General features: G+C 71.0%; 16 protein-coding genes. 1 reads left to right on the top strand and 15 read right to left on the bottom strand.

All coding sequences use genetic code 11. From position 1 onward, the window contains the following. Positions 1–77: 77 nt before the first annotated feature. The 6 genes from carB to pyrR form a co-directional block, all read right to left on the bottom strand. Positions 78–3,386: a carbamoyl-phosphate synthase large subunit gene (gene carB, locus ACIBTU_RS24735; protein WP_399128573.1), complete on the bottom strand. Its 3,309-nt coding sequence runs from the start codon at positions 3,384–3,386 to the stop codon at positions 78–80. Continuing rightward, a complete protein-coding gene (carA, locus tag ACIBTU_RS24730; protein WP_399128572.1) occupies positions 3,379–4,521 on the bottom strand; it encodes a glutamine-hydrolyzing carbamoyl-phosphate synthase small subunit in 1,143 nt (380 codons plus the stop codon). Before carA ends, carB begins: the two co-directional genes overlap by 8 nt. Continuing rightward, the gene (locus ACIBTU_RS24725) at positions 4,518–5,111 is read right to left on the bottom strand and encodes a hypothetical protein (protein WP_399128571.1); all 594 of its coding nucleotides are present in this window, start codon (positions 5,109–5,111) and stop codon (positions 4,518–4,520) included. The genes carA and ACIBTU_RS24725 overlap by 4 nt, the downstream gene beginning before the upstream one ends. Then, on the bottom strand, positions 5,108–6,394 hold the full coding sequence (locus tag ACIBTU_RS24720; protein WP_399128569.1) for a dihydroorotase: 1,287 nt from the start codon (positions 6,392–6,394) through the stop codon (positions 5,108–5,110). The genes ACIBTU_RS24725 and ACIBTU_RS24720 overlap by 4 nt, the downstream gene beginning before the upstream one ends. A 2-nt stretch (positions 6,395–6,396) precedes the next feature. Further along, entirely contained in the window at positions 6,397–7,377 is a 981-nt protein-coding gene (locus ACIBTU_RS24715) for an aspartate carbamoyltransferase catalytic subunit (RefSeq protein ID WP_399128568.1), read from the bottom strand. A gap of 115 nt (positions 7,378–7,492) precedes the next feature. Further along, positions 7,493–8,068 carry a bifunctional pyr operon transcriptional regulator/uracil phosphoribosyltransferase PyrR gene (gene pyrR / locus ACIBTU_RS24710; protein WP_399128567.1) on the bottom strand — a complete coding sequence of 192 codons (576 nt, stop codon included), beginning with the start codon at positions 8,066–8,068 and terminating at the stop codon, positions 7,493–7,495. A 254-nt stretch (positions 8,069–8,322) separates the two neighbouring features. Here pyrR and bldD point away from each other — a divergent pair, with 254 nt between their 5' ends. Continuing rightward, positions 8,323–8,823, top strand: coding sequence for a transcriptional regulator BldD (gene bldD / locus ACIBTU_RS24705; protein WP_093894511.1), 501 nt, complete (start codon positions 8,323–8,325; stop codon positions 8,821–8,823). A gap of 391 nt (positions 8,824–9,214) precedes the next feature. On the opposite strand, the gene nusB is transcribed toward bldD, so the two are convergent. From nusB to mltG, 9 genes are all read right to left on the bottom strand, one after another. After that, a complete protein-coding gene (nusB, locus tag ACIBTU_RS24700; RefSeq protein ID WP_399128566.1) occupies positions 9,215–9,652 on the bottom strand; it encodes a transcription antitermination factor NusB in 438 nt (145 codons plus the stop codon). Positions 9,653–9,654: 2 nt separating this feature from the next. Continuing rightward, a complete protein-coding gene (gene efp / locus ACIBTU_RS24695; protein ID WP_399128565.1) occupies positions 9,655–10,221 on the bottom strand; it encodes an elongation factor P in 567 nt (188 codons plus the stop codon). A gap of 59 nt (positions 10,222–10,280) precedes the next feature. Continuing rightward, positions 10,281–11,399 carry an aminopeptidase P family protein gene (locus ACIBTU_RS24690; protein WP_399128564.1) on the bottom strand — a complete coding sequence of 373 codons (1,119 nt, stop codon included), beginning with the start codon at positions 11,397–11,399 and terminating at the stop codon, positions 10,281–10,283. 115 nt (positions 11,400–11,514) lie between these two features. Next, entirely contained in the window at positions 11,515–12,381 is an 867-nt protein-coding gene (locus ACIBTU_RS24685) for a Pro-rich N-terminal domain-containing protein (RefSeq protein WP_399128563.1), read from the bottom strand. A 131-nt stretch (positions 12,382–12,512) separates the two neighbouring features. Then, positions 12,513–13,604, bottom strand: a complete 1,092-nt coding sequence (gene aroB / locus ACIBTU_RS24680; RefSeq protein ID WP_399128562.1) for a 3-dehydroquinate synthase — start codon at positions 13,602–13,604, stop codon at positions 12,513–12,515. Then, positions 13,601–14,083: a shikimate kinase gene (locus ACIBTU_RS24675; RefSeq protein WP_399128669.1), complete on the bottom strand. Its 483-nt coding sequence runs from the start codon at positions 14,081–14,083 to the stop codon at positions 13,601–13,603. The genes aroB and ACIBTU_RS24675 overlap by 4 nt, the downstream gene beginning before the upstream one ends. A 29-nt stretch (positions 14,084–14,112) precedes the next feature. After that, entirely contained in the window at positions 14,113–15,297 is a 1,185-nt protein-coding gene (gene aroC / locus ACIBTU_RS24670) for a chorismate synthase (RefSeq protein ID WP_399128561.1), read from the bottom strand. 118 nt (positions 15,298–15,415) lie between these two features. Further along, the gene (locus ACIBTU_RS24665; protein ID WP_399128560.1) at positions 15,416–16,264 is read right to left on the bottom strand and encodes a shikimate dehydrogenase; all 849 of its coding nucleotides are present in this window, start codon (positions 16,262–16,264) and stop codon (positions 15,416–15,418) included. Continuing rightward, entirely contained in the window at positions 16,245–17,891 is a 1,647-nt protein-coding gene (mltG, locus tag ACIBTU_RS24660; protein WP_399128559.1) for an endolytic transglycosylase MltG, read from the bottom strand. The genes ACIBTU_RS24665 and mltG overlap by 20 nt, the downstream gene beginning before the upstream one ends. Between the last annotated feature and the right edge of the window lie 40 nt (positions 17,892–17,931).

Genomic DNA, 17,931 nt, shown 5'->3' with positions numbered 1-17,931 from the left:
CGCCCGGCACGCACCGACCGCCGCTGCGCCTGACCTCCGGCCAGACGACGGGGAACCCGACACAGGCCCTGGGGCTGCTAGTCGCGGGCCGCGGTCAGGTGTTCCGCGTGTTCCTGGAGCGAGCGCACGCCCACGTCTCCGTGATTGAGCGCGTCGATGCCCTGGACCGCGGCGGCGAGCGCCTGCACCGTCGTCAGACAGGGCACGGAGCGGGCCACGGCCGCCGTACGGATGTCGTAGCCGTCGAGGCGGCCACCGGTGCCGTACGGGGTGTTGACGATGAGGTCGACCTCGCCGTCGTGGATGAGCTGGACGATCGTCTTCTCGCCGTTCGGGCCCTCGCCCTCGGACTGCTTGCGCACGACCTTGGCGTTGATGCCGTTGCGCTTGAGGACCTCGGCGGTGCCGGAGGTGGCGAGCAGCTCGAAGCCGTGGGCGACCAGCTCGCGCGCCGGGAAGATCATCGAGCGCTTGTCGCGGTTGGCGACGGAGATGAACGCGCGGCCCTTGGTGGGCAGCGGGCCGTAGGCACCCGCCTGCGACTTGGCGTACGCCGTGCCGAAGACCGAGTCGATACCCATGACCTCGCCGGTGGAGCGCATCTCCGGGCCGAGGACGGTGTCGACGCCGCGGCCGTGGATGTCGCGGAAGCGCGACCACGGCATGACGGCCTCCTTGACGGAGATCGGCGCGTCCATGGGGAGCGTGCCGCCGTCGCCCTTCTTCGGGAGCAGGCCCTCGGCGCGCAGCTCGGCGACGGTGGCGCCGAGCGAGATGCGGGCGGCGGCCTTCGCGAGCGGCACCGCGGTCGCCTTCGAGGTGAAGGGGACGGTGCGCGAGGCGCGCGGGTTGGCCTCCAGGACGTAGAGGATGTCACCCGCCATCGCGAACTGGATGTTGATCAGGCCGCGCACGCCGACGCCCTTGGCGATGGCCTCGGTGGAGGCGCGCAGGCGCTTGATGTCGAAGCCGCCGAGGGTGATCGGGGGCAGGGCGCACGCCGAGTCGCCGGAGTGGATGCCGGCCTCCTCGATGTGCTCCATGACGCCGCCGAGGTAGAGCTCGGTGCCGTCGTAGAGGGCGTCGACGTCGATCTCGATCGCGTCGTCCAGGAAGCGGTCGACGAGGACCGGGCGGGACGGGCTGATCTCCGTGGACTCCTCGATGTACGAGGACAGGCGGGTCTCGTCGTAGACGATCTCCATGCCGCGGCCGCCGAGCACGTAGGACGGGCGGACGAGGACCGGGTAGCCGATCTCGTCGGCGATGGCCTTGGCCTCGGTGAAGGTGGTCGCGGTGCCGTGCTTGGGCGCGGGCAGGCCGGCCTCGGCGAGCACGCGGCCGAAGGCGCCGCGGTCCTCGGCGGCGTGGATCGCCTCCGGGGAGGTGCCGACGACGGGCACGCCGTTGTCCTTGAGCGCCTGGGCGAGGCCCAGCGGGGTCTGACCGCCGAGCTGGACGACGACGCCCGCGATCGGGCCCGCGAGGGACTCGGCGTGGACGATCTCCAGGACGTCCTCGAGCGTGAGCGGCTCGAAGTACAGACGGTCGGAGGTGTCGTAGTCCGTGGAGACGGTCTCCGGGTTGCAGTTGACCATCACGGTCTCGTAGCCGGCGTCGCTCAGGGCGAAGGAGGCGTGGACGCAGGAGTAGTCGAACTCGATGCCCTGGCCGATGCGGTTGGGGCCGGAGCCCAGGATGATGACCGCGGGCTTCTCGCGCGGGGCGACCTCGGTCTCCTCGTCGTACGAGGAGTAGAAGTACGGCGTGTTCGCGGCGAACTCGGCGGCGCAGGTGTCGACCGTCTTGTAGACCGGGCGGACACCGAGCGCGTGCCGGACCTCGCGGACGACGTCCTCGCGCAGACCGCGCAGCTCGGCGATCTGGTGGTCGGAGAAGCCGTGCCGCTTGGCCTCCGCGATCAGGTCCTTCGTGAGCTCCGGGGCGGCGGCCAGCTCGTCGGCCGTCTCCTTGATGAGGAAGAGCTGGTCGACGAACCACGGGTCGATCTTCGTGTATTCGAAGATCTCCTCCGGGGTGGCGCCGGCGCGGATCGCCTCCATGACGGTGTTGATCCGGCCGTCGGTCGGGCGCACGGCCTCTTCGAGGAGCGCGGCCTTGTCGCCGGTCTCGCCCACGAAGGTGAACTGCGAGCCCTTCTTCTCCAGGGAGCGCAGCGCCTTCTGGAAGGCCTCCGTGAAGTTGCGGCCGATGGCCATGGCCTCGCCGACCGACTTCATGGTGGTGGTCAGCGTGGAGTCGGCGCTCGGGAACTTCTCGAAGGCGAAGCGCGGGGCCTTCACGACCACGTAGTCGAGCGTCGGCTCGAAGGAGGCCGGCGTCTTCTCCGTGATGTCGTTCGGGATCTCGTCCAGCGTGTAGCCGACGGCCAACTTGGCGGCGATCTTGGCGATCGGGAAGCCGGTGGCCTTGGAGGCGAGCGCGGAGGAGCGGGAGACGCGCGGGTTCATCTCGATGACGATGATGCGGCCGTCGTCGGGGTTGACCGCGAACTGGATGTTGCAGCCGCCGGTGTCGACGCCGACCTCGCGGATGATCGCGATGCCGATGTCGCGCAGGCGCTGGTACTCGCGGTCGGTGAGGGTCATCGACGGGGCGACGGTGATCGAGTCACCGGTGTGCACGCCCATCGGGTCGAAGTTCTCGATGGAGCAGACGACCACGACGTTGTCGTTCTTGTCGCGCATCAGCTCCAGCTCGTACTCCTTCCAGCCGAGGATGGACTCCTCCAGGAGCACCTCGGTGGTCGGGGAGAGCGTGAGGCCCTGACCGGCGATGCGGCGCAGCTCCTCCTCGTCGTGGGCGAAGCCGGAGCCGGCGCCGCCCATGGTGAAGGAGGGGCGCACGACGACGGGGTAGCCGCCGAGGGTGTCGACGCCCTTGATGACGTCGTCCATGGTGTGGCAGATGACCGAGCGGGCGGACTCGCCGTGGCCGATCTTCCGGCGGACCTCCTCGACGACCTCCTTGAAGAGGTCGCGGTCCTCGCCCTTGTTGATCGCCTCGACGTTGGCGCCGATGAGCTCGACGCCGTACTTCTCGAGGACGCCCTGCTCGTGCATGGAGATGGCCGTGTTGAGGGCCGTCTGACCACCGAGGGTGGGCAGGAGCGCGTCGGGGCGCTCCTTGGCGATGATCTTCTCGACGAACTCGGGGGTGATCGGCTCGACGTACGTGGCGTCGGCGATCTCCGGGTCGGTCATGATCGTCGCCGGGTTGGAGTTGACGAGGATGACCCGCAGGCCCTCGGCGCGCAGGATGCGGCACGCCTGGGTGCCGGAGTAGTCGAACTCGGCGGCCTGGCCGATGACGATCGGGCCGGAGCCGATGACCAGGACGGACTGGATATCGGTGCGCTTAGGCACGCTGGCCCTCCATGAGCTTCACGAAGCGGTCGAACAGGTAGGCGGCGTCGTGCGGTCCGGCCGCCGCCTCGGGGTGGTACTGGACGGAGAAGCCCGGCTGGTCGAGCAGCTGCAGGCCCTCCACGACCTCGTCGTTGAGGCACACGTGCGAGACCTCGGCACGGCCGAAGGGGGTGTCGCTGACCTTGTCGAGCGGCGCGTCCACGGCGAAGCCGTGGTTGTGCGCGGTGACCTCGACCTTGCCGGTGGTGCGGTCCTGCACCGGCTGGTTGATACCGCGGTGGCCGTACTTGAGCTTGTACGTGCCGAAGCCGAGGGCGCGGCCGAGGATCTGGTTGCCGAAGCAGATGCCGAAGAGCGGCGTCCTGCGCTCGAGGACGGCGGTCATCAGGGCGACCGGTCCTTCGGCGGTGGCCGGGTCGCCCGGGCCGTTGGAGAAGAACACGCCGTCGGGCTGGACCGCGTACACGTCGTCGGGCGTCGCGGTGGCCGGCAGGACGTGCACCTCGATGCCGCGCTCGGCCATGCGGCGCGGGGTCATGCCCTTGATGCCGAGGTCGATCGCGGCGACGGTGAAGAGCTTCTCGCCGACCGCGGGGACGACGTACGCCTCCTTGGTGGCGACCTCCTCGTACAGCGAGGCGCCCTTCATGTGCGGCTGGGCCTGCACACGGGAGACCAGCTCGGCGTCGGTGGCCAGGTGCTCGCCGGAGAAGATGCCGGAGCGCATGGCGCCGCGCTCGCGCAGGTGGCGGGTGAGGGCGCGGGTGTCGATGCCGGAGATGCCGACGATGTTCTGCGCGACCAGCTCGTCGTCCAGGGAGCGCTTGGCGCGCCAGTTGGACGGGATGCGGGCGGGGTCGCGCACGACGTAGCCGGAGACCCAGATGCGGCTCGACTCGTCGTCCTCGTCGTTCCAGCCCGTGTTGCCGATCTGGGGGGCGGTGGCGACCACGATCTGGCGGTCGTACGACGGGTCGGTCAGCGTCTCCTGGTAGCCGGTCATGCCGGTGGAGAACACGGCCTCGCCGAAGGTCTCCCCCACGGCCCCGTAGGCGCGGCCGCGGAAGATGCGGCCGTCCTCCAGGACGAGTACGGCGGGAGCGTGCGCGGCTCCCCGGGTGGAGGTCGTCATCGTGCGGTGCCTTCCGTCGTGATGTGCGTGTCGGTCATGTCGTTGAGGGCGCTGACCCATGCGCCCTGCTCGGCGGCGTGGTCGGAGCGGAACCCGGAGTCGATCAGCTTGTCGCCGTGCGCCCAGGTGACGATCAGCAGACCGCCCTCCGTGAGGACCTTGCCGGCGATGCCCTTGTCGAGCCGGGCGCCGCGCAGCGCGGTCACCGGGACGAAGAAGTCGCTCGCCCCGGGGCGCTCGACCGCGAGCCCCGCGTCGGTCAGGGTCAGCTCGACGCGGCTGCGGGTGCCGAGGCCGTGCGCCACGATGCGGTCGAGCCACTGCCCCGCGGTGGTGGAGCCGTGGTACCGGCCGCTCATGGTCAGTCTGGGCTCACCCGGGGCTTCCGGCGACTGAGGCAGCGGCGGCAGGTCGCCCTGCAGGGTGCCGCGCCACTTCCAGCCCTGGCGCATCAGCCAGTAGACCAGCGCCACGAAGAGCAGCAGACCGACGACCCAGCCGATCCGGTCGGGCCAGTCCGTGACGTCCGCCGACTTCTGCTCGGCGGCCAGGCGGACCAGGGGGGTGGCCAGGGGGTGGAGAGGTGTCACGCGAGCTTCCCGTCGGCGAGGGTGGCCTTGCCCCGCAGCCAGGTGTGGGTGACGCGGCCCGGCAGCTCACGACCCTGGTAGGGCGTGTTGCGGCTGCGGGAGGCGAACCCCGCGGGGTCAACGGCACCACGGTAGTCCGCGTCGAGCAGCAGCAGGTTCGCCGGCTCGCCTGCCGAGACGGGGCGGCCGTGGCCGGTGGCCTGACCGATCTCGGCGGGCTTGACGGACATGCGGTCGGCGACGCCGGCCCAGTCGAGGAGACCGGTCTCCACCATCGTCTGCTGGACGACGGACAGCGCGGTCTCCAGGCCCACCATGCCCATGGCGGCGGCGGCCCACTCGCAGTCCTTGTCCTCCTGCGGGTGCGGGGCGTGGTCGGTGGCGACGATGTCGATCGTGCCGTCGGCCAGCGCCTCGCGCAGCGCCATGACGTCCTTCTCGGTGCGCAGCGGCGGGTTGACCTTGTAGACCGGGTTGTACGTGCGGACCAGCTCGTCGGTGAGGAGGAGGTGGTGCGGGGTGACCTCGGCGGTGACGTCGATGCCGCGGGACTTGGCCCAGCGGATGATCTCGACGGAGCCGGAGGTGGACAGGTGGCAGATGTGGACGCGGGAGCCGACGTGCTCGGCGAGCAGCACGTCGCGGGCGATGATCGACTCCTCGGCGACGGCGGGCCAGCCGCCGAGGCCCAGTTCGGCGGAGACGGTGCCCTCGTTCATCTCGGCGCCCTCGGTGAGGCGGGGCTCCTGGGCGTGCTGGGCGACGACGCCGCCGAAGGCCTTCACGTACTCGAGGGCGCGGCGCATGATCACGGCGTCGTGGACGCACTTGCCGTCGTCGGAGAAGACGGTGACGCCGGCGGCGGACTCGTGCATGGCGCCGAGCTCGGCGAGCTTGCTGCCCTCGAGGCCGACGGTGACGGCGCCGATGGGCTGCACGTCGCAGTAGCCGTGCTCCTGGCCGAGCCGGTAGACCTGCTCGACGACGCCGGCGGTGTCGGCGACCGGGAAGGTGTTGGCCATGGCGAACACCGAGGTGTAGCCGCCGGAGGCGGCGGCGCGGGTGCCGGTGAGGACGGTCTCGGAGTCCTCGCGGCCGGGCTCACGCAGGTGGGTGTGCAGGTCGACGAGGCCCGGAAGGAGGATCTTGCCGTCGGCCTCGACGATCTCGGCGCCCTCCGCGGACAGGCCGGTGCCGACCGCCTCGATGAGCTCGCCGTCGATCAGCACGTCCTGGGGCTCGCCGCCGAGGACCTTCGCACCGCGGATCAGAATCTTGCTCATGGTTACTTGTTCTCCTCGGTACGAGAGTGGCTGACGGCGGGCTCGTTGCCGCCCAGAAGCAGGTAGAGGACGGCCATCCGGGTGTGCACTCCGTTGGCGACCTGTTCGACGACCGTGCAGCGCTCGGAGTCGGCGACCTCGGCGGAGATCTCCATCCCGCGGACCATCGGGCCGGGGTGCATGACAATGGCGTGCCCGGGCGCCTTGGCGAGGCGGTCGGCGTCCAGGCCGTAGCGGCGGGTGTACTCGCGCTCGGTCGGGAAGAACGCGGCGTTCATGCGCTCGCGCTGGACGCGGAGCATCATCACGGCGTCGGTCTTGGGCAGCGTGGCGTCCAGGTCGTACGAGACCTCGCAGGGCCAGGAGTCGACGCCGACCGGCAGCAGGGTGGGCGGGGCGACGAGGGTGACCTCGGCGCCGAGGGTGTGCAGCAGGTCCACGTTCGAGCGGGCGACGCGGCTGTGCAGGATGTCGCCGACGATGGTGACGCGGCGGCCGTCGAGGCCCTGGCCGATCCCGGCGTCGGGGCCGACGAGGCGGCGGCGCATGGTGAAGGCGTCGAGCAGCGCCTGGGTGGGGTGCTGGTGGGTGCCGTCGCCCGCGTTGATCACCGGGGCGTCGATCCAGCCGGAGTTCGCGAGGCGGTACGGGGCACCGGAGGCGCCGTGCCGGATGACGACGGCGTCGACGCCCATGGCCTCCAGGGTCTGCGCGGTGTCCTTGAGGGACTCGCCCTTGGAGACGCTGGAGCCCTTGGCGGCGAAGTTGATGACGTCGGCGGAGAGGCGCTTCTCGGCGGCCTCGAAGGAGATCCGGGTCCGGGTGGAGTCCTCGAAGAAGAGGTTGCACACGGTGCGGCCGCGCAGGGCGGGCAGCTTCTTGATGGGCCGGTCCGCGACGCGGGCCATCTCCTCGGCGGTGTCGAGGATGAGCACGGCGTCGTCGCGGGTGAGGTCGGCGGCCGAGATGAGGTGTCGCATCATCTGGGGAGCTCCGTAGCGAAGTCAGGAGAAGATCAGGAGATATCGGGGCATTCAGGCGCGCGAGGGCGCACGTTCGCGGACGTACGCCCGCGGGGCGTACGCCGTACGAAGGTGGCTACTGCTCGGCCGCCTTGGCGTCCGGCTTGGCACCGAGCAGCACGGCGTCGCGGCCGTCCTCCTCGGCGAGCTGGACCTTGACCGTCTCCCGCAGCGACGTGGGGAGGTTCTTGCCGACGTAGTCGGCACGGATCGGGAGTTCGCGGTGGCCGCGGTCGACGAGGACCGCGAGCTGCACGGCACGCGGACGCCCGATGTCGTTCAGAGCGTCGAGGGCGGCCCGGATGGTGCGGCCGGAGAAGAGCACGTCGTCGACGAGGACGACGAGGCGGCCGTCGATCCCCGCGGAGGGGATCTCGGTGCGGGCGAGCGCACGCGGCGGGTGCATGCGCAGGTCGTCGCGGTACATCGTGATGTCGAGGGACCCGACGGGGATGCTCCGGCCGGTGACCTCGGCGAGCTTCTCGGCCAGGCGGCGGGCGAGGAAGACGCCTCGCGTGGGGATGCCCAGGAGGACCACGTCCTCGGCGCCCTTGGCGCGCTCGACGATCTCGTGGGCGATGCGGGTCAGTACCCGCTCGATGTCAGGGCCTTCGAGTACGGGCCGGGCATCGGTGGTGTTGCTCGTGTCCATAAAAAACGGACCTCCTTCTCCGCCTCACGGGACGGACCTTAAAGGACGTCGAAATTGCGCCACCGAGTCTACCAGCCGCCGAACACCGCTGATCACCCACCCGGCCCTGCTCTGGAGGTGCGGAACGCCCGGATTCACGAGAAGGTCGGTACGGACCATTCGGCTTGACGCGGCCAAGTAACGCTGCGTAACCTCACAGTGAGTTACCAGCCACGCGGCGGAGCCGCACAGTGATGCAGTGTCCGGGGAGCTATATGTCCAGCGAATACGCCAAACAGCTCGGGGCCAAGCTCCGTGCGATCCGCACCCAGCAGGGCCTTTCCCTCCACGGCGTCGAGGAGAAGTCCCAGGGACGCTGGAAGGCGGTCGTGGTGGGGTCGTACGAGCGCGGCGACCGCGCCGTGACCGTGCAGCGTCTCGCCGAGCTGGCGGACTTCTACGGCGTCCCGGTGCAGGAGCTGCTGCCGGGCACGACCCCCGGCGGCGCCGCCGAGCCGCCGCCGAAGCTGGTCCTGGACCTGGAGCGGCTGGCCCACGTGCCGCCGGAGAAGGCCGGCCCGCTGCAGCGCTACGCGGCGACGATCCAGTCCCAGCGCGGCGACTACAACGGCAAGGTGCTGTCGATCCGCCAGGACGACCTGCGCACCCTCGCGGTCATCTACGACCAGTCGCCCTCGGTCCTGACCGAGCAGCTGATCAGCTGGGGCGTCCTCGACGCGGACGCGCGCCGCGCGGTGGCCCACGAAGAGGCCTGACCCAGCAGAAACGTCACGGCCCGAGGGGCGGAACCATCCGGTTCCGCCCCTCGGGCCGTTTCCGTGTCCGGATCGGTGTACGCGCGTCGACAGCAGCGCGTGACCCTGCGGGGCTTTGGCCGGTTTTTCGGCGAACCCTTCGGTGGGGGCTGGTCGCGCAGTTCCCCGCGCCCCTGAAATGCATGCCCTTCGGGCGCTTTTCCCCGATCAAGGTGCGGGGCGCCTGTTATCGGGGGAAGGCGCGGGGAACTGCGCGACCAGCCCCCACACACCGGCACCCGGCGACGAAGAGACGAAGCAACGGCGCCGCCCCGGAAACGCGCCGGGGCCCGGAGCCGAACCCGTACAGGTTCGATTCCGGGCCCCAAAAACTGGCTCGGCGCCGGAGGCGTTACGCCTCGTCGCGCCGCAGCAACGAGGGTTTCAGGTCCTTGAAGCGGCCCAGAAGCCCGTTGATGAACGCCGGGGACTCGTCGGTGGAGAACTCCTTGGCCAGCGAGACGGCCTCGTCGAGCACCACGGCGTCGGGGGTCCCGTCGACCCAGACCAGCTCGTAGGCGCCGATCCGCACGATGTTGCGGTCGACGACCGGCATCCGGTCCAGGGTCCACCCGACGGCGTACTGCGAGATGAGCTCGTCGATCCGGTTCGCCTTCTTGGCGTACCCCTCGACCAGCTCCATCGTGTACTCGCTGACGGGCGGCTGCCGCGTGTCGCTGCGGGAGTGCCGGATCCAGTCCGCGAGGACCGTCAGGACGTCGGCGCCGCGCTGGTCTGCCTCGAAGAGGATCTGGAAGGCGCGCTTGCGGGCCGTGTTACGGGCAGCCACGGTTAGCTGTTCACCCGGCCGAGGTAGCCGCTGTCACGGGTGTCGACCTTGATCTTCTCGCCCGTGGTGATGAAGAGCGGGACCTGGATCTGGTGGCCGGTCTCCAGGGTGGCGGGCTTGGTGCCACCGGTGGAGCGGTCGCCCTGGACACCCGGCTCGGTCTCCTGGATGGTCAGCTCGACGGCGGCCGGCAGCTCGACGAAGAGCACCTCGCCCTCGTGCTGGGCGACGGAGGCGGTGAAGCCCTCGATCAGGAAGTTGGCGGCGTCGCCGACGGCCTTGCGGTCGACGTGCAGCTGGTCGTAGGTCTCCATGTCCATGAAGACGAAGTAGTCGCCGTCCATGTAAGAGAACTGCATGTCGCGCTTGTCGATCGTGGCCGTCTCGACCTTGACGCCGGCGTTGAACGTCTTGTCGACGACCTTGCCGGAGAGCACGTTCTTCAGCTTGGTGCGCACGAAGGCCGGGCCCTTGCCGGGCTTGACGTGCTGGAACTCGACGACGGACCAGAGCTGGCCCCCGTCGAGCTTGAGCACCAGGCCGTTCTTGAGGTCGTTCGTGGAAGCCACGGTTGCGGAATCTCCTGGACTGACGTGGACGACCCCGGGGCACAGCGCGTAGCCGTCGGCTACAGCGCGAGCAGCTCCTTGGTCGTGATGGTGAGTAGCTCGGGTCCGCCGTCCGCCTCGGGGCGGACGACGAGCGTGTCATCGATCCGGACGCCGCCCCGGCCCGGGAGGTGAACCCCCGGTTCGACGGTGACCGGCACACAGGCGTCCAGTTTACCCATGGCGGCGGGGGCCAACTGCGGGTCCTCGTCGATTTCGAGCCCCACCCCGTGTCCGGTCAATTGCGCGAGCCCGTCACCATACCCCGCCGAGACCAGTACGTGCCGGGCGGCCCGGTCCACCTCACGGCACTCGGCGCCGGGCACGAGGCTCTCCCGTCCGGCCCGCTGAGCGGCGAAGACGAGGTCGTAGAGCTCGATCTGCCAGTCCGCGGGCGTGGTCCCGATGACGAAGGTGCGGCCGATCTCGCACCGGTATCCGCGGTACGTCGCGCCGAGGCACACGGAGAGGAAATCTCCTTCCTCGACCCGCCGGTCGCTGGGCCGGTGCCCGCCGCGGCCGGAGTTGGGCCCGGTGCCCACGGAGGTCGGGAAGGCCGGACCGTCGGCGCCGTGGTCGACAAGTCGACGTTCCAGTTCCAGGGCGAGGTGCCGCTCGGTGCGGCCGACGAGGATCGACTCCAGGAGTTCGCCGAGCGCCTGGTCGGCGATCTCGGCAGCCATCCGCAGACAGGAGATCTCCTCCTCGTCCTTGACGAAGCGAAGCTGCTCGACGGCCCGGTTGAGGTCCGTCAGCTGGAGCCGGGGCGCGACGGAGGCGAGCGCCCGGTGCCGGGAGACCGTCAGGTCGTGCTCCTCGACGGCGAGCGAGTCGGCGCCCTGTGCGGCCGCGACGTCGGCGGCGGCGACGGCCGGATCGGCCGCGGGGGCGGCGAGGACCTGCACCCGCAGGCTCTCGTCGGCCCGGCCCTCGGAAATCTGCCCGCTCGGCGGACTGGCGCACAGGAGCGCGTCGCCCCCTCCGCCGGGTTCTCGGCCGAGCAGCAGCACGGCGCCCCGCGGGGCCGCACCGGCGAGATATCGGACATTGGCAGGCCGCGACACGAGGGCGGCGGCGCTGCCGCCCGCCGTCGCGCGCTCTCGGAGCCGGTCCCGACGGGCCGCGTACACCTCTGACATGAGACCGAGCGTACGAGCGTGTGCGCGGCCCGGCCGGTTCAGCGCGTCCGGACGGGCGTCGGACCCCTGCGACCTGCCGCGGAGGCCGCCGTGCGGGCCCGTGCGAGGCCGGGTGTCACCACTTGGGCGGGCTGGCGATCGCGCGGGCCAGGACGTCGTCCAGAACCTGGGCGGTGCCGGGCACGTCCAGCTGCGAGTTGTCGATGATGGGCAGGCCGGAGCCGTACCAGCCGGCCATGCGGCCGTGGATGCGGGCGACCTCTTCGTCGGTCAGCCGGCGATTGCCGCTGCGCCGCGCGTTGCGCTCCAGGACGATCTCCAGGCCCGGGAGCAGGACGACGGGCAGCAGGCCGGGGCCGACGTGCCGCTTCCAGCCGCCGAGGCCGACGACGGGCCGGTCGGGGAAGACCGCGTCGTCGAGGATGCAGGAGATCCCGTTGGCCAGAAAGTTGCGCGCGGCGAAGCCGCAGGTGCGGCGGGCGAGGCGGTACTGCGCCTCACTGTGGTCGTTCCACCCCGTCTGGGGGTCCGCGAAGCCGGAGCGCACCCATTCGCGGACGTCGTCCAGGCTGATGTGGGCGGTCGGGACGCGGCGGCGCTCGGCCCAGAACTTGGCCACGCTGGTCTTGCCGGCGCCGGCGGGGCCTATGAGGAGCACGGCCAGGGTCGTGGCGGAGGGGTCCGCGGGGGCCTGGGCGGGCGGCGGGCTCGGCACGGCGACGGGGCCGCCGGGCGGGAGCGCCACATGGCCCGTGGTGTCACGCAGCGGCGGAGGCCCGGCGACAGGTGGCGGGCCCTGCGGATGCGGGTGCGGTCCCTGGGGGGCCTGCGGGTGCGGTGGCACCGGCGGATGGTGCGGGGCACCGGTGAAGCCGGGCGCGCCCGGGGGCTGCTGCGCCTGCCGCGCCTGGGTCCACGGGCCGGCCGGCCCGTGCCCCGGGCGATGGGGCGGTGGCAGCGGGGACCCCACTGCGTGCTGCATCCGGTGCCACTCCATCTCGTACAACGGTCACTGGGACGCCGAACAGGGCGCTACCGAACGGTACCGCCCCCGGCCGACCTTGTGTGAACGGCCGGGGCGGTCACAAAGTGCCCGAAGCTGAACGAGCGGCGTTATTCGGCCACTTCGCCGTACGCGGCGAGCAGGACGGCCGGGTCGGGGCCCTCCAGCACGGTGGGCTTGCCGAGGCCGTCGAGGACGATGAAGCGCAGCAGGTCGCCGCGGGACTTCTTGTCGACCTTCATCGTCTCCAGGAGCTTGGGCCACTGGTCGTAGCGGTAGCTCAGGGGCAGGCCGACGGACTCGAGGACCGTGCGGTGCCGGTCGGCGGTCGCGTCGTCGAGACGGCCGGCGAGACGGCCCAGCTCGGCGGCGAAGTGCATGCCCACGGACACGGCGGCGCCGTGGCGCCACTTGTAGCGCTCGTTCTTCTCGATGGCGTGCGCGAGGGTGTGGCCGTAGTTGAGGATCTCGCGGCGGCCGGACTCCTTGAGGTCGCTCGAGACGACCTCGGCCTTGACCTGGATGGAGCGCACGATCAGCTCGGCCGTGTGCGGGCCGGCCGGCGTGCGGGCCGCCTGCGGGTCGGCCTCGACGAGGTCGAGGATCTTAGGGTCGGCGATGAAACCGGCCTTGATGATCTCGGCCAGACCGGACACGTAGTCGTTGACCGGCAGCGAGTCCAGCGCCGCCAGGTCGCACAGGACGCCGGCCGGCGGGTGGAAGGAGCCGACGAGGTTCTTGCCCTCGGCGGTGTTGATGCCCGTCTTGCCGCCGACGGCCGCGTCGACCATCGCGAGGACGGTGGTCGGGACGGCGATCCAGCGGACCCCGCGCAGCCAGGTGGCGGCGACGAATCCGGCCAGGTCCGTCGTCGCGCCACCGCCCACGCCGACGATCACGTCGGAGCGGGTGAAGTTCGACTGGCCCAGCGCCTTCCAGCAGTAGGCGGCGACCTCGGCGGTCTTGGCCTCCTCCGCGTTCGGCACCTGGATCGCGACGGCCTCGAAGCCCTGCTCGGCCAGATCGGCACGCAGCGCGTCACCGGTCTCGGCCAGCGCCTCCGGGTGCACGATCGCCACCCGCTTCGCCTTGTCACCGATCAACGCGCCCAGCTCGCCCAGGAGCTGACGGCCCACCAGCACCTCGTACGGGTCCGTCCCGGCCGTGCCGGCGATCTGGACGCGCGTGATCTGATCCGTCATGCCTGCTTCAACTCCAGTGCGTCGAGGACCTCTTCGGTGACCTCGTCGGGTGTGCGGCCGTCGGTGGCCACGACCACCCGGGCGACCTCGGTGTACAAGTGCCGGCGCGCCTCCATCAACTCCCGCCACTGCTTGCGCGGGTTGACCGCGAGGAGCGGCCGGGCCACGTTCAGACCGGTGCGCCTGACCGCCTCCTCCACATCCATGGAGAGATAGACGACGGCGTGGCCGGCGAGGAGCGCGCGGGTGTCGGCGTCCAGGATCGCGCCGCCGCCCAGCGACAGGACCCCGTCGTGCTCGGCGAGCGCCGCCGCGACGGCGTCCTTCTCCAGGGCGCGGAAGTGCGCCTCGCCCTCGTCGACGAAGATGTCGGAGATCTCCCGGCCCTGCGCCGCGACGATGTCCTCGTCGGTGTCACGGAACGCGCAGCCGAGCCGCTCGGCGAGCTGCGCGCCCACCGTGGACTTGCCGACGCCCATGGGGCCGACGAGGACGACCTTCGGGCCGGTCACCGGATCTGGAGGTTGTCGAGGTACGAGCGCACGTTGCGCCGCGTCTCGGGCACGCTGTCGCCGCCGAACTTCTCCGCGACCGCGTCGGCGAGGACCAGCGCGACCATGGCCTCCGCGACGATGCCCGCCGCCGGAACGGCCGAGACGTCGGAACGCTGGTGATGGGCCTGCGCCGCCTCACCCGTCACCACGTCGACGGTCTGGAGCGCGCGCGGCACGGTCGCGATCGGCTTCATCGCCGCGCGGACCCGCAGCAGCTCGCCCGTGGACAGACCGCCCTCGGTGCCGCCCGCGTGCCCGGACACCCGGCGGATGCCCTCCGTCGTGTTCACGATCTCGTCGTGCGCCTTCGAGCCCGGCACCCGCGCCAGCTCGAAACCGTCACCGATCTCCACGCCCTTGATCGCCTGGATGCCCATGAGGGCGCCGGCGAGCCGGGCGTCGAGCTTGCGGTCCCAGTGCACGTGCGAGCCCAGGCCCACCGGCACGTCGTAGGCGAGGACCTCGACCACACCGCCCAGGGTGTCGCCGTCCTTGTGCGCCTGGTCGACCTCCGCGACCATCCGCTTCGACGCGTCCGCGTCCAGGCAGCGCAGCGGGTCCGCGTCCAGCTTCTCCACGTCGGCCGGCGTCGGGTAGACACCCTGCGGCGCCTTCACCGAGCACAGTTCGACGACGTGCGAGACGATCTCGATCCCGGCCGTCTCCTTCAGGTACGACCGCGCGATCGCGCCCAGGGCGACCCGCGCCGCCGTCTCACGCGCCGAGGCACGCTCCAGGATCGGCCGCGCCTCGTCGAACCCGTACTTCTGCATGCCCGCGAGGTCCGCGTGACCGGGCCGGGGCCGGGTCAGCGGCGCGTTGCGCGCGAGGTCCTTGAGGATCTCGGGGTCGACCGGGTCGGCCGACATGACCTGCTCCCACTTCGGCCACTCGGTGTTGCCCACCATGACCGCGACCGGGGAACCCAGCGAAAGGCCGTGCCGGACGCCGCCCAGGAACGTGACCTCGTCACGCTCGAACTTCATCCGCGCCCCGCGCCCATACCCGAGCCGCCGCCGTGCCAGGTGGTCCGCCACCATCTCCGTGGTGATCGGAACGCCGGCGGGAAGCCCCTCCAGCGTCGCGACGAGTGCGGGGCCGTGCGACTCCCCCGCGGTCAGCCAGCGCAACCTGCTCAACGGTGCTCCTCATGCTCGCGCTCTCCGTGTCTCCCCCGATCCTCCCACGTCGGACGGGGCGACCGGCGCCGTGTCCGCCTTGCGGACGGCCCGTGAGACGGATCGGGGATCACGCAGGTCAGCCGAGGGCGCGCAGGCCCGCCTCGCGCATCGCGCCGAGCACCGGCCGACGATCGCCCGTGAACTGCTCGAACTGGAAGACCGCCTGGTGGACGAGGAGGTCCAGGCCGCTGAGCACGGGCCCGCCGCGGTGCTGCCAGGCCGCCGCGAGGGGCGTCGGCCAGGGGTCGTAGACCACGTCGAAGAGCGTCCCGACGCGCTCGGGCACGAGGCTCGCCAGGTGGTCCGTGCCGCCCTTGGGCGTCGTGGAGATCACCAGCGGCGCCGCGAAGGCCCGCTCGGCGTCGGCCCAGTCGGCGGTGCGCACCCGGACACCGAGCCGCTCGCCCCAGCCGCGCATCTCGTCGGCCCGCTGCTCGCTGCGCACGTACGCGACGACCTCGCCCGAGCAGATCCGGGCGAGCGCGGCGAGCGCCGAGGAGGCGGTGGCGCCGGCGCCGAGGATCGCGGCGGACTCGATCTTGTCGACGCCCTGCTCGTGGAGCGCGGCGACGAGCCCGGGGATGTCGGTGTTGTCGCCGGTCCGCCGTCCGTCGGCGTGGAACACGACGGTGTTCACGGCCTCCACCGAGCGGGCGGTGTCGGTGATCGAGTCGAGCAGCGGGATCACCGCCCGCTTGAGCGGCATGGTCAGCGACAGCCCGGCCCACTCGGGGCCGAGCCCTACGAGGAAGGCGGCCAGCGCGGCCTCGTCGACGTCGAAGCGGCCGTACGTCCAGTCGTCCAGGCCCAGGGCCGCGTAGGCCGCATTGTGCAGCTGCGGGGAAAGGGAGTGGGCGATGGGCGAGCCGAGGACGGCCGCCTTGTGCACGCCGGCCGCCGACACCTCAGTTGCCCTGGCTGTCATTGAACTTCGCCTTGAGTCGTTCGAATTCGGCGTTGGTCTTCGCGAACTCGGTCTTGTGCATGCCGTCCGTCGCGACGAAGTACATCCAGCCGTCCTTGGTCGGCTTCAGCGTCGCGGCGAGCGCCTCCTCGCCGGGGTTCCCGATGGGACCGGGCGGCAGACCCTTGCGCGTGTACGTGTTGTACGGGTCCATGTTGCTGTTGATCTCGCCCTCGCCGATGTTGATCTCGCTCTGGCCCTTCAGATAGTTGAAGGTCGAGTCGAACTGGAGGAGCTGGTTGGTCTCCGTGTTCGTCGGCTTGAGGCGGTTGTAGACGACCTCGGCCATCTTGCGGAAGTCGTCGTGCGTCTTGCCCTCGGCCTGGACGAGGCTGGCGACGGTCAGGACCTGCCAGGGCGAGTCGAGCTTGAGGGCCCTGGCCTTGCCCTCGAGATCGAGCCGCTTGTAGTTCTCGTTGGACCGCTCGACCATCTGCTTGAGCACGTCCTGGGGCTTCATGCCCTTGGCCGCCGCGTAGCTCGACGGGAAGAGGAACCCTTCCAGCGGGTCCTTCAGCTTGGCGTGGCCCTCGGCCCAGCCGGGCAGGCCCAGGTCCTTGTACTGCTTCTTCGCGACGCCGGCGGTCGTGCCCTTGTCGACATGGAGCTTCTTGTCGATCTCGGCGTAGACCCAGGAGTTGCGCCGGCCCTCGGGGATCGTGAGGTTGGCCCGGCTCTTCGGGTTGAGCAGCAGGTCGACGGCGCTGGACGCGGACATCTCCTTCTCCAGGACGTACGCGCCGTCCTGGATGGAGGTGCCGCTCTCGTTGGCCTGCTGGGCGGCGACGAAGGCGTCGACGCTCTGGACGACACCGGCGGCCTTGAGCTTCTGGCCGATCTCGTAGCCGCCGGCGTTCTTCGGGATGACGACCGTGACCGTCTGGCCGTTGCCGTCACCCGCGTAGTCCGGGGAGGAGCCGAAACGATCCTGGTAGAACTCGTAGCCGAAATAGCCGACGCCGCCGACGCCCGCCGCGAAGACCAGGGTCAGGACGAGGCAGGCGCAGCCGCTGCGGCGTTTCTTCGGTTTCTTGCCACCGCGGCCGCGCCGCCCCGAGCGGCCGTCGTCCTCGAAGTCGTCGTCCTCGTCGTCCCCGTTGAAGAACGCGTGCTCGCCCTGATCGGGGCCCGCGTCCCACTCGGCCGGCTCGGGGTTGGCCTCGGGTGCGCGGCGGCGGCCCGGCGGCTCGGGCGGCGGGTAGGCACCGGGGGTGTTGTAGTAGTCGGGCTCCTCCGCGTTGTACGCGGCCTGCTGCCCGGTGCCGTACGGGTCCGCGGGGTCGTTGCCGTACGGCATCTGCCCGTGCGCACCGGTGTCCCAGCCGCCCTGGCCCTGACCGTGGCCCTGCTGCTGTCCGCCGTACTGCTGCTGACCGTAGGGGTCCTGCCCGTAGCCGGGCTGCTGACCGCCGTTCGTGCCCCAGTCACCGCCGTAGGACTGCTGCGGCTGGTGCTGCGGGTCGTACTGCCCCTGGCCGCCGTAGGCAGACTGGCCGTCACCGGCCTGCTGTCCCCATCCCTGGTCCCCGTACAACGGGTCCGCGGGATGCCACGGTTCGGAGCCTTGGCCCCGGCCATACTCAGTCATCGGTCCCCTACAAGCCGCGAGGCGGAGAGTGCCGCTGTCC

The organism is Streptomyces sp. NPDC050145, from assembly GCF_044460245.1.
Taxonomy (GTDB): domain Bacteria; phylum Actinomycetota; class Actinomycetes; order Streptomycetales; family Streptomycetaceae; genus Streptomyces.
The sequence above is the reverse complement of the archived record's forward strand: the minus strand, read 5'-3'. Positions and strand labels throughout refer to the sequence as shown.